This is a genomic window from Pseudomonas sp. DW-iso3, assembly GCF_058725305.1.
In genome coordinates, this window is the sequence record NZ_JBZXDZ010000011.1 from 83,402 (window position 1) to 96,358 (window position 12,957).

Genomic DNA, 12,957 nt, shown 5'->3' on the forward strand with positions numbered 1-12,957 from the left:
AAGGGAGGTTGCGCGGGCATCAGATGACGCCTTCTTCAAGGGTGTGCGGGGTGGGCAGGCGTTCGAGGGTCTGCGCCACTTCCAGCAGGCTGGCGGCGCCGAACAACTGGCCCATGGGCAGTTCCACGCCAAGGCGGCTGCGCAGCATTTCGAGAAAACGCGTGGCCAGCAGGCTGTCGCCACCCAGGCGGAAAAAGTTGTCGTGGCGCGATACGTTCGGCACCTTGAGCAAGTGCTGCCAGAGCTCGGCGATCACGTGTTCGCCGGCGCTCAGCGGTTGCTCATCCAGCGCCACGCGTGACTGGGCAGCGGCGGTCAAGGGGGCGAGCAGTGCACGGCGATCCACCTTGCCGTTGCTGTTCAATGGCAGGCGTTCAAGCACCAGGACCTGTTCCGGGCGCATGTACGCCGGCAGGCACTGTTCCAGGTGTTGCGCCAGCACCTCGGCGCAGGTGCTGGCAGTGACAGCGGCCATCAGACGGTTGTCGACGACCAGCGCCACGGCGCTGTTCACACAGGGATGGCGAGCCAAGGCGGCTTCGATCTCGCCCAACTCGATGCGATGACCACCGATCTTCACTTGACTGTCGGCCCGCCCGAGAAACTCCAGCAGGCCATCAGGGTGGTAGCGGCCGAGGTCACCGGTGCGGTACCAACCGTCGACAAAACGTTCGGCATTCAACTGCGGCGCGTGGCGATAACCGCGCGCGACGCCGGCGCCGCCGATCCACAATTCCCCCGTGACCCAGTCCGGGCAGTCACGGCCCAGGGCATCGACCACCCGGTAGGCCTGGTTGGTCAACGGCACGCCGTAGGGGATCGAACGCCAGCCCGGCAGTGGTGGTTGCACCTCGAAGTGGTTCGACCAGATCGCCGCTTCGGTCGCGCCGCCAAGGGCGATAAAACGGCAACTGGGGGCCTGGTCTTGCAGGCGTTGCGGCAGGTCGAGGCCGATCCAGTCGCCGGACAGCAGCGCGACCTTCAGATCCAGGCGCTGACGGTCTTTGGCGTTGGCTTCCAGCAGCATGTCGAGCAGCGCCGGCACGCTGTTCCACAAGGTCACGCGGTGCTGTTGCAGTGCCTTGAGCCAGGCCCGTGCATCGCGGCGCTGGTCTTCGTCGATCAGCACCAGGGCGCCGCCCACCGAGAGCAGGCCGAACAGGTCGTATACCGACAAATCGAAGTCCAACGCCGACAGGGCGAGGCCCCGGTCGGTGGCCTGGACGTCATAACGGCGGTTGATGTCGGCCACGGTATTCATCGCCGCACGGTGTGTGATTTCCACGCCTTTGGGCTGGCCGGTGGAGCCGGAGGTGTAGATCACATACGCCAGCTCACCCGCCGCGAGAGGCCGTGGTGCCGCTAGCGGTTCGGCTTTCAGCGCGCTGGATGGCTTGAGGTGTTTGACGCCGGGCAGCTGCGGGTCGTGCTCGGCGAGCATCAGGGTCACGCCAGCCTGTTGCAGTATTCGCTGGCAGCGCTGCAACGGCTGGTCGACACCCACCGGCAGGTACGCGGCGCCGGCCGCCAGAATGCCCAGTACGCAGGCGACCTGCTGCGGCCCTTTGGCCAGGGACACGGCCACCAGGTCGCCGGGTGCGACGCCTGCATCCATCAGGCTGTGGGCGATACGCAACGCACGGTCAGCCAGTTCGCCGTACTTCAGCGTGCCGTGTTCACCCCATAACAGTGCCGGGCTTTGCGGAGTCTGGCGCGCCTGTTCAAAGAAACCCTGGTGCAGCGTCGGGTCGCCCGGCACGCGGTCGCCCGGGGCGTTGAGCTGCGCACGCCGTTGCGCCTGGGCCTGGGGCAGCAGGTCAGGTGGAGCGCTGTCCCAGGCGTGCTCGGCCAGCCAGTTGAGGCTATGCAGGTAAGCGGCGAACATCGTTTCGACCAAGCCTTCGGGAAACAGGCCGACCACACGATCCCAGTTCAGGGCGATACCACCGTTCGCTTCGACGACCTGGTGGTCGAGCCACACTTGCGGGGTTTGTGTCAGGCCGAACACCTGGCGGGCAAACGGGCCATCCACCGGTGCCGCCGTGCCATCCGGCACGCCCAGGGCACTGGTGAACACCACTGGCATGCTCACCTGTTGCTCGCCATTGCCACGGGCCAGTTGGCGCAGCAGGCTGACCGACCCCACGCAGCGATGCTCCAGCGCCTCGCCCAGGGATTGCTGGGTACGCCGTGCGCGGTCGACCCAACGCTCACCCGCCACCGGCACATAACCGAGCAGGGTCAGCGAGGTAAAGTCGCCCATTATTTGGTCGACCTGTGGGTGCAGGGGGCGGCGATCGAACAGCGTGAGGTTCAGGCTTAGGTCCGGGCGTGCGCTCCAGCGGCCGAGGGTTTCGGCAAAGGCACAGAGCAGCACCGCTGAGGCGGTCAGCCCTTGTTGCTGGGCCTTGGCCAGGATCGCTTGCCAGGCGCTGGCATCGATCTGCCCCTGCAGGCGTTCAAAGCGTGGCCGGCCGAGGCTGGCGGGGTCGGCGGCCAGCGGCAATTGCGGGTGGGGTGGCAATTGCGGCAGACGTTCCTGCCAGAAGCGCTGCGCGGCTTGCCGTTCGGCAGGCGCCGCGGCGCACTGCAATTGGTAATCGCGGAACGACAGAGCCAATGGGGCGAGCGCCATGTCGGGCTCACGGTACAAGGCATCGAGTTCGGCGTAGAAACGCAGGATGCTCAGGGCATCGAGGATCAGGTTGTCCAGGCTGATCGCCAAGCGTGTATGCCGGCCATGGGTAACCGCTTGCACGTCGAATAGCGGCCATTGGTGGGGGTCGAACACGCGATGGGCACAGTGCTCGCGCAGGTCGTCGAGGCTGGCGTGGCCCTGGCCGATCACGAAGGCCGGCACCTGTTGCAGGATGCGCGCCTGGCCGCTGTGATCGAACACGGCACGCAGCATTTCGTGGCGCTCGATCAGACGCTGCAGGGCGCGTTGCAGGCGCGGCAAGTCGAGGTCTTCGACGTCGTATTCACGGTAGAAGTGGCAACTCACGCCCCCCAACACCAGGCTGGGATCGCGGCCCAGCCAGTACGCCTGTTGCACCTCGGTCATCGGGAACGACGCATGGCGTTGAGCCAGGTCTGCAACAATGGTGCGCGCGGATTCGGCCCGGACCTGTTGATGCAGAGTGGTACAAAACTGCGCCAACACCGGCTTGGCAAACACCTGGGCGATGCGTGCACCGCCCAACCCGTGTTCGGCGAGCAGGCGCACCAGGCGGGTAGCGCTCAGGGAGTCGCCGCCCAAGGCAAAGAAATTGTGCTCGCGGCACACCTCGCTACAGCCGAGCAGCTGCTGCCAAGCGCGGGCCACCTGCTGTTCGATGTCGCCGCAGGGCGGAGTCAGGTTGGCCTGCTGCGCCGGGCTGTGCTGGGCGAGCCAGGCGTGTAGGGCCTTGCGGTCGACCTTACCATTGCCGGTCAAGGGCAACTGCGCGCAGCCGAGGATGAACGTGGGAATCATATACGCCGGAAGGCGCTCGGCCAGGCCCGGCAGGTCAATGGGCGCAGGCTGCGCGGGGCCGTGCGCCTGGCGTACAACCGCCGCCAATTGCTGGCCGGCCAGCAGCACGACGGCGTGCTCCACGCCTGGGCAGGCCAGCAGTGCCTGTTCGACTTCGCCAGCTTCGATGCGATAGCCGTGCAGCTTGAGCTGGAAGTCTGTACGCCCGAGGAATTCGACATTGCCGTCGGGGTGGTAGCGTGCACGGTCGCCAGTGCGGTACCAGCGCTGGCCTTGATAGTCGACAAAACGCTCGGCGCTGCGCACGCGGTCGCCGCGATACCCTTCGGCAACCCCGGCGCCGCCGATCCACAGTTCCCCCGCCACCCAGTCCGGGCAGTCATGACCCTGGTGGTCGACAATGCGCAGGCTGACGTTGTCCAGCGGTTTGCCGTAGGGCAGGCAATGCCATTGCAGCGGTTGGCCGGGGAAGGCTTCGAACAGCGTCGAGTGGATCGCCGCTTCGGTGGCGCCGCCCAAGGCCATGAAGCGACAGCCTGGCGCCTGAGCCCACAATCTTGGCGCCAGGTCCGGGGCGACTTTGTCACCGCCCAGCAACACCGCACGCAGCGGCAGGCGGGCGTCGGCCGCTGCGCAACCGAGCAACATGTCCAGCAGCGCCGGTACGCAGTTGAGCACGCTGGCGTGGTGCAGCAAGGCCAGTTCACGCCAGCGCAGGGCATCGCGCTGCGCTTCGGGCTCGATGCCAATCACCGCCGCGCCGGTGGACAGCGCGGCAAACAGGTCGAACACCGACAGGTCGAACTCCAGCGCAGAGAGCGCGAGAATGCGATCGTCGGCGGTCAACTGCAGGCGCCGTTGCAGGTCGTCCAGGGTGTTGGCTGCGGCCAGGTGGCTGATTTCCACGCCCTTGGGGTCGCCGGTGGAACCGGAGGTATAGAGGATATAGGCCAGGTCGCTGATCGCGCCGGGCCGGGGGGCTTCCAGCGCGGGGCCCTCGGATGGCAGGGCCTTGAGCAGTAACCGCGCGCCCGACCCGTCACAGATTTTCTGGCAACGCGCCTCGGGCTGGTCGATGCCGATCGGCAGGTACGTGGCACTGCAGGCGAGGATGCCCAGCACCGCGATGACCTGTTCGGGCCCCTTGGGCAGTTGCAGCGCCACCACATCGCCGCGCCGGATACCTTGGTCTTCCAGGTACGCCGCCAGTTGCAGGGCACGCTCTGCCAGCTCGCCATAGCTGATGACGGGAGGGGTGCCTTGCAGCAATGCGGGCAATGTGGGCGTCAGGCGTGCCTGGGCAAAAAACGCTTCATGCAGGCGCTTGACGGGCAGGGCGACACGTTGGCCTTGCACGGCTTGGCGCACTGCCAGTTGCGCGGCGGGGACCAGCGCTGGCGGTGCCTGATGCCAGCTGGCGGGGTCAAAACACAGGCGTTGCAGCAGGTCGGTATAGGCCTTGAACATGCCATCGAGCACGCCGCCGGCGAACAACCCTTCACGCGCATCGAGGTTGACCAGGATACCGCCGTCCAGCTCGGTGACTTGCGCATCGAGCCATACCTGCGGGCCTTGGGAAATGATCCATGCCGGCTGGCCAAAACTGGCTTGTACGCCCTCGGCGAACAGCTCGCCCAAGCCCAGCGCGCTGGTGTACACCACGGGTGCCAGCACTTGCTCACCGCGTTGGCGGGACAGTTCGCGCAACACCTCCAGGCCGGAAAACGCACTGTGTGCGACGTCGCTGTGGAATCGCCGTTGCAGGGCTGTGGCGCGTGCGGCAAACGTGCCGGCGCCCCGGCCGTCCCAGGCCAGCAGGATCGACGAAGTGAAGTCCCCGACCAGACGATCGACGTCGGCATGCAGCGGTGTGCGGTTGAACAGCGGCAGGTTGAGCAATAACTCGGGTGTATCGCACCAGGCGCCAAGGGCCTCACAGAACACCGCCGCCAGCGCCATGGCCGGCGTGAGCCCGTGTTCCCGCGCCTGGCGTTCGAATGCCTGGCGTTCTGACGGCGGCAGCCAATGGTGACGACGGCAGACCTGGCGGTCATCGCCCTGGGGCTTGATCGGTAGGCTCGGAGCACCGGGCAATTGATCGAGGCGCTGTAACCAGTAGTCGCGCGCTTGTTGGTGGCGATCACGCTGCTCGGCGCTGTTCTGTTCCTGGCGCAGGTCGGCCAGGTAGCGGGCAAAGTTGTAGTCCAGCGCGGGCAGGGGGTGTTGGCGGTACAACTGCACCAGGTCGCCGAGCAGAGTGCGCAGGCTCAGGGCATCGGCGGCGAGCATGTCGAGGTTCAGGTGCAGACGGGTGCCGTTGGGCAACAGCGATAGCTGGATATCCAGCACCTGGCCTTGTTCAACGGCCAGCTGACGGTGGGACAGCTCGGCGCGCAAGGCCGCCAACCGTTGCTGCACCTGCTCGGCGCTGGCCTGGCGCAGGTCATGCACCGTCAATCCTGGCCACGGGCTGTGCGCGAAGATCTGCTGGCGGCCGTCATCGAGAAACTGCGCCCGCAACATCGGGTGCCGCGCGAGCAGGGCACGTACGGCCGCTTCCAACCGTATCGGGTCAACGTCCTGGCCATCGAACTCGTTATAGAAGTGCGCGGCCACGCCACCCAACTGTTGGCCGGGGGCGCGGCCGATCCAGTAGGCGTGCTGCATCGGCGCGAGTTCGAACGGTAAGCTGTCGTCGATAGAGGTGCTGATCGGCGCGGTGGCTGTGGGCGCTGTGTCAAGCAGGGCCAGCCAGGCACACAGGCGCGGGTCCGCTACCAGGTCGGCGAAACGTGCGGCCAGGCCTTGGCGGCGCCATTGGCCGGCGAGGCGGATCAGGGTGACGGAATCCAGCCCCCATTCGATCAGGTTGGCCTCCAGGGGCACCTGGTCGGCGGGCAGTCCAAGGGCGTCGGACAGGGATTGGCGCAGCAGTATTGCGGTTGAGGTGCTGGGAGTGGCCATGGCTCAACGTCTTCTCATCGCTAGGGCCCGGACCGGGGTTGGCCCAGGCGCTGGGGGCAGGCAAATGCATGGGGGAAGATGCTAGTCATTCTCATTTTGGCGACTACCCGGATCGAATCGTTTTCGCCCCGTATCCGTTTGCCCAGTGCGGATTGCGCGGGCGCAGCGGCGGGGCATGCCGCCAATACGTCGCGCGATGCGGTTGGAAAATGACTTGAATCGGGTAGAGCTCGGCCCACGCCCTTGACTACCGTCGCTCGCCGCCCTTTTGCAGGGCCTCTTCATGGAGTTGCGGATGTCAGTCGATTCAGGTTTACAGGTGCGCGGCCTGCGCAAGCGCTACAACAATGGCGTCGAAGCGCTACGTGGCGTGGACCTGAGTGTTGGCCCCGGCATGTATGGTTTGCTCGGTCCCAACGGCGCGGGCAAGAGCAGCCTGATGCGCACCCTGGCGACCCTGCAGCAGCCGGACGCCGGCAGCATTCACCTGGACGGCGTGGACGTATTGCGCGGCCCCGACCATCTACGCCGCCGTCTGGGTTACCTGCCGCAGCAATTGGGCGCGTACCCTGGCGTGAGTGCCCGGGATTTGCTCGACCGTTTCGCCTGGCTCAAGGGCCGTACCGACAATCGCCAGCGCCGCGAGGAAATCGAGGCTCTGCTGCATAAAGTCAACCTGCAGCAGGCCGCTCACCGTGCGCTGGCGACCTATTCGGGGGGCATGTTGCGCCGGTTCGGTATCGCCATGGCGCTGGTGGGTTCGCCGCGCTTGCTGATCGTCGACGAACCCACGGCCGGCCTCGACCCGGCCGAACGTAACCGTTTTCATCGGGTGCTGGCGGATGTCGCCGCCGAGTCCATCGTGCTGCTCTCGACCCATATCGTCGAAGACGTCGAGAACCTGTGCAGCCGCCTGGCAGTGTTGGCCGGCGGGCAGATTATTGTCGAAGGTCGACCGGCCGATTTGCTCGCTGCCGAGCAGGGCCGACTGTGGGAAGCGCCATTCAGCCGCGGCGAAACGTTGCCCGCAGCCCTGCATGTGGCCGCCAGCCCCGAAGGCAGTCGCGTGATCGTGCATGGCGAGCGGCCGGCAGACTCGCGCTTCACCCCCCACGTGCCACGCCTGGAAGATATCTATTACCTGGCGCTGGCCCAGGCCGGTGAGGCGGTGGACGCATGAATACCTTCGCGTTGCTGCTGCGTGAAACCTGGGTGGAAGCCCGCGCCGGGCTGCGCAGCGGCATTCCCTTGCTGGTGTTTCTTGGCCTCACCGGCTACCTGCTGATGTCCCTGACAAATGCCGACTACGTGCAGAAAATGGGCGCCAGCGACATTGCCCGTAATGCGCCGAGCTTGATTTACCTGATGTCATGCGGCTGCATGTTCTTTCTGTTTTTTGCCTGGGCCTGGGTGTTTGCACAGCCGGCCCTGCGCGACCGCAAGGCGCAGTTGGAAGAGGTACTGCTGACCTTGCCACTGTCGTTGCCGGCCTTGCTGTGGGGGCGTTTTATCGGCGCGGCGCTGGTGGGCGGGTTGCTCGCCAGCTCGTTGATTGTCGGCTTCCTGGTCAGCCCGGTATTGGGCTGGCTCGGCTGGGTGCCGGCGGCGAGTATCGGTGCGCCGGTGTGGTCGGCGCTGGGGTTTGCCTGGATTGCCTTGCTGTTGCCGGTAAGCACCGGGATCGGCGCATTGTATTACCTGCTGGCGTTGCGCAGCCGTGGCCTGGCCGCGCCATTTGGCCTGGCGACGGTATTGATGCTGTTGTGGATGTTTGCGGTGGTGGTGCTCAAAGGCGGGCATATCAACCCGCTGTTGGCGGCCAGCCTGGACCCGTCGCTGTTTACCTTTGCTCAGGCCCAGATCGAAACCTGGAGCGCCGCGCAGAAGTCCCAGGCGCTGCTGGCGTTGACGCCGGGGTTTTGGCTCAACCGTGCGCTGTGGTGTGTGTTGCCGCTGCTGGTACTCGCCGTGGTATTGGCGCGCACCACTCGCCAGGGCCTGATGGGGCGCCGCAGCGGCGCGGTGCTGGCGGAACCACCGATGCTGCGCAGCAGTGACGTGCAGTTGCCGGGTCCATTGGCGGCCAGTTGTTGGGCGCACGCCGTGTGGCATGAAGCGCGCTGGCAGGTACGCCAGTTGTTTGCTCGGCGGATCTGGTGGGTGGCGCTCGGCTTGCTATTGGTGATGGGCGTGCTCAGCGGCTTTGTCCACGGCGTGTGGCATGCGCGCGGGCCGATGGTGCCACGGGCGGATCTGACCCTGCCGCTGTTGTCGAGCGCGTTGTTCCTGGTGATCGCGTTTATCGTCGCGGCGCTGGTAGGCCTGGTGTGCCGTCGTGATGACGTCGAAGGCCTGGGTGCCATGTTGCAGGCAACGCCCGCGCCAACCTGGCTGCGGTTGTTCGGCCGCACGGCCTGTGTGTTGTTGGCCACCGTGACCCTGGCGCTGGTGCCGGGCATTGCCAGCCTGCTGATCAGCGCCATCGCTGCGCCCGACAGCCTGGCACCGGGCTTTGTGCTGATTTACCAGGCGCTGGTGTTCGCGCCGCCGCTGCTGGAACTGGCCACGCTGACGGTGCTGGTGCATGCGTTGATACGTCGCTCGGGGCTGGCTTACGCCATGTCGATGCTGCTGACGTTTTTCCTGGTGCTCAACCACGAACTGGGGCTGGTCAGCTATCCCGCCTATGCGATGGGGATACCGGCCCATGTGGCGTTGTCACAGCTCACCGGCTGGGCACCCTGGTTGCCCTATCTCGGCACCTTGGCGGGCTGGAAACTTGCGGGTTGCGTGGTGATGGTCGGCGTGGCGGCGCTGGTGTTACCACGTGGTCCCGAGCGACGCCGTTTCGCTGACTTGCGCCAGCCGTTGCCGCTTGCCATGTTGGCTCTGGGCGCCTTGGGTTTGCTGGGCAGTGGCGTGGCTTTGCAGCGTTACCTGGTGGAGCAGGGCGACTACCAATCGGTGGCCGAGGAACGTGCCGAGCGCGCCGCCTGGGAACAGCGCTGGCTGGCCGGCGCGGCTGCCTGGCAGGTGGCGGGCGGGCGTGTGCAGTTGCGCGTCGATTCAACCGCGCGTCAAGTCGAGGGCCAGTGGACGCTGGACGCCATGGTCGCCCGCCAACTGGATGCCGAGTTGCCCCCAGGCCTGCGGGTGACGGCGGTCAGCGTGATGGGGCAACCGGTCACGTTCGAGCAGGCCACCGAACACCTGCGCGTGCCCCTGGCACAGTGCACGACGAACGCTTGCAGTGTCGAGCTGAACTGGATTGTCAGCGCCAACGGCTGGCCGTCGGAAGGCGAAGCTTACTGGCTGGGGCCGCACGGCGTATGGCTGGAAGCACGCCGCGTGATGCCGCGCCTGGGTCTGGACAGCGAGCGGCTGTTGCGTGCGCCGGTGCAGCGCAGCGAGGCCGATTTGACGCCCGAAGTGCCTACCTTGGCGACGAATTCCGCCGTCGCCGTGGAGGCCGTTGCACCGGCGGGCGACTGGCAATGGCATGTTGAGATCGACGGGCAGGCCTTTAGCGGTCACAGCTCAGCGCCCATGGATTTTGCCTACAGCCTGCAGGCACGGGCGGATGCCAGTCGCCAGCAAACTGCCGTTGAAGTGCGTGAAGACCTGGACCTGATGAGCGCTTGTGTGGCGCGACGCCTGGGCAGTCGCCCGGCGGTGGATGACGTGAGCTTGTGGCCGACCGGCATGGGCGCCAGTCGCTTGAGCCACGGTCACCTGTTGCTCGCCCAATCGCCAGATTGGGACGCGGCTGCTGCCGGCGTCGGGCGCTCGGCACGCCGTGCGCATATCGCCGAACTGCTCGCCCGACGGATGCTGGTTGATGCCAGCGACCTGCGCCAGGTGCCGGGTTACTTGTGGTTGAGCCAGGGCGTAGCAGGTGCGATCGCTTTGCTGTGTGTGGCGGATGTGGACGGCCCTGAGGCTCGCGCGGTTCTGGTGAAGCTCATGGACGATGACCTGACCCGCGCGCTGGGCAATGACGGCGAACCCGTCGGCACCCTGGCCGATGCCCGCGAACACGGCTGGGCCGCCACTTATGCAGTGCTGGCGAGCCTGGGATGGACCGCTGCGCAAAGCCCCGAACAACTGAAGGCAATGACTGCCGCTATCCGAAACGGCCAGGGATGGCCGGCCGCGATCCAGCCTCTGCTGGGCGCGCCTGATCCGCAAGCGATCGCCGCCGCGCTCACGCGCTGGGGGCCTGCTCAATGAATTTGAATCATCCCTGCCTTTTGGAGTTTTTCCATGTCATCTGCTCTGTTTATCCAGCCGCTGCGCCGTCCCCTCGGCTGGCGGGCCAACGTCTTGACCCAGGCCATGGCGCTGGGTTTGTCCAGCCAGATGTGCACGGCCTATGCCGCTGACTATCAGCCGGAGGCCCCCGCGGAGTCCATTGAACTGGCTCCGCTGACGGTCAGCGCGCGGTTGAGCCAGGAGAGTGCCAAGGATATTCCCTTTGGTCTCTCGGTGATCGATGGGAAGACCCTGGAGACCCGGCGCCTGCGTACCCTGGAAGACGCGCTGCGGACCACGCCGGGGGTGGAGGTGAACTCCTGGGGCGGCGCGAATGACGCCAATGTGCGTATCCGTGGCGTCGGGTCACTGAACCAGATGAGCATGGATGACGGCTCGGTGGTGTTGAATGTGGACGGCGTGCCGATGTCAGTGCGCAATGCGGCGCTGGCCACCCTCGACGTGCAGCAGGTGGAGGTGCTCAAAGGCCCCCAGGGCACGTTGCTGGGGCGCAACAGCGAGGCGGGCGCGATCAACGTGACCACCCGTAAGCCGACGCGCGAGCTGGAGGGGTATGTGCGTGGCGAAGTGGGCAACCAAGGCCAGTTCATGACCGAAGGTGCCGTGGGCGGGCCGTTGACCGACTCGCTGGCGGGGCGTATCGCCGTGCGTCGCAGCGGCTTTGATAACTGGGTCGATGATCAACAGGACGGCGACCCGCTGACCAAACCCCGAGACCTGGCGCTGCGCGGCAGCCTGCTGTGGGATAACGACCAGGGTACCACCGGCTTGCTGACCGCCGAGCGCCAGCGCGCCGAGCACTATGCGGGCCTGGAGCTGCTACGCCCGTTTGGCAATCGCCCGAGCCTGGACTACACGCCCGGCACATTCGATGGCAACCAGAAGACCAATGAGCGTTACTCCTTCGAACTCAACCACGACCTGGCGCAGTCGCGCATCACCTCGATCAGTGCCTACACCAGCACCGATTTCAATGCGGTCAAGGGCTACGATCGCAACATCACGCGGGCGTTGTACGGTTCTGCGTTCGAATACCTGATCGAAGACTCGGCCCATGAGCGGGTATGGAGCCAGGACCTGCGCCTGGGGTCGCTGGCGGATGCCGATGTGTTTTGGGTGACGGGGCTCAACTTGTCGCGCTCCGAGCGCAGTTTCGACTCCAACAATCTCACCAACGGCGCGCAGCAGTTGCGCGACTTCAGCACCAACAGTTACGCGGCGTATGGTGAGGTGACGTACCCAATTGCCGAAGACTGGAAACTCACCACCGGCCTGCGTCATACCTGGGACCGCAAGACCTATGGTGGCGATTACTCCACTGGCGGCGCGCTGGTCAGCGACAGCCGGCGATTGCAGGACAATTACAGCACCGGGCGCGTGGCGTTGAGCTACGCGCTGACGCCGCAGACCAATGTGTATGCGGTGCTGTCGCGGGGCTACAAGTCGGCGGGGTTCAACGATTACGCCACGTCGGTCAAGGACAGCGAACCTTACAAGGCGGCCAAGGTAAATTCCGCCGAGTTGGGCTTCAAGCATGAAAGTGCCGGGGGCGACCTGAGCCTGGAAGGGGCGTTGTTCATCACCCGCGTACAGGACGACCACCTGCTGGGCTACGATTTCAACACCCTGGCGGTCAGCGCGGTGAATGCCGACACCCGCAGCAAGGGCGCCGAGTTGTCGACTACCTGGCACGTCACCGATGAGCTGACCTTGGGCAGTGCCGTGAGCTACACAAATGCAGTGGTGACGTCGGATGCGCCGGGTGTTTCCGGCGGTGACGTAGCGGCGGGCAGTCGCGTGCCGGATGTGCCGCTGTGGAGCGGTAATTTCAGCGTCGCCTGGCAGAAGAACCTGGGGGCGTTGCTCGGGTTACCGGCGCCACGCCTGAACACCTTGCTCAATTACCGCGTACAGAAAAACCGCCCGGCCGACCCGCAGAACCACTACGACCTCAAGGGCTACGCCAAGCTGGACCTGCACCTGGGCCTGGAGAGTGGCGGTTCGGAGGTCTACCTGTGGGCCGACAACCTCCTGGATGCGCGCTACGACCTGTACGGCTCGTACTCCACTGACCAGGTACTAACGGGCATGCCAGGGCGCGGGCGTTCGGCGGGCGTGGGGTATAGCTACCAGTTCTGACCCACATCTGCCCCTGTAAGAGCGAGCTTTCTCGCGAAAGAGCGTCCCGGTGCCGCGTTAAATCAGGTTGCTCGGTTAGCGTTGACGTTTTTCGCGGGCAAGCTCGC

The 12,957-nt window shown here is 65.7% G+C and carries 4 protein-coding genes and 2 pseudogenes; 3 read left to right on the forward strand and 3 right to left on the reverse strand.

Annotated elements, in window-relative coordinates:
* Positions 1 to 19: 19 nt before the first annotated feature.
* The 3 genes and pseudogenes from AC4PS7_RS27580 to AC4PS7_RS27590 all read right to left on the reverse strand — a co-directional run.
* On the reverse strand, positions 20 to 580 hold the full coding sequence (locus AC4PS7_RS27580) for a phosphopantetheine-binding protein (protein ID WP_437438498.1): 561 nt from the start codon (positions 578 to 580) through the stop codon (positions 20 to 22).
* Positions 557 to 2,086: pseudogene (locus tag AC4PS7_RS27585) on the reverse strand (amino acid adenylation domain-containing protein); the annotation flags it as partial. The pseudogene AC4PS7_RS27585 and the gene AC4PS7_RS27580, both read right to left, overlap by 24 nt.
* Positions 2,084 to 6,439 (reverse strand): annotated as a pseudogene (locus tag AC4PS7_RS27590) (non-ribosomal peptide synthetase); the annotation flags it as partial. The pseudogenes AC4PS7_RS27590 and AC4PS7_RS27585, both read right to left, overlap by 3 nt.
* A 295-nt stretch (positions 6,440 to 6,734) precedes the next feature.
* On the opposite strand from AC4PS7_RS27590, the gene AC4PS7_RS27595 reads away from it, so the two are divergent.
* The 3 genes from AC4PS7_RS27595 to AC4PS7_RS27605 are packed head-to-tail and all read left to right on the forward strand — an operon-like array spanning position 6,735 to position 12,850.
* A complete protein-coding gene (locus AC4PS7_RS27595; RefSeq protein WP_010210577.1) occupies positions 6,735 to 7,619 on the forward strand; it encodes an ABC transporter ATP-binding protein in 885 nt (294 codons plus the stop codon).
* Positions 7,616 to 10,669 carry an ABC-2 transporter permease gene (locus AC4PS7_RS27600; RefSeq protein WP_044287158.1) on the forward strand — a complete coding sequence of 1,018 codons (3,054 nt, stop codon included), beginning with the start codon at positions 7,616 to 7,618 and terminating at the stop codon, positions 10,667 to 10,669. The genes AC4PS7_RS27595 and AC4PS7_RS27600 overlap by 4 nt, the downstream gene beginning before the upstream one ends.
* Positions 10,670 to 10,702: 33 nt before the next feature.
* Positions 10,703 to 12,850: a TonB-dependent receptor gene (locus AC4PS7_RS27605; protein WP_256454670.1), complete on the forward strand. Its 2,148-nt coding sequence runs from the start codon at positions 10,703 to 10,705 to the stop codon at positions 12,848 to 12,850.
* Positions 12,851 to 12,957: the final 107 nt, after the last annotated feature.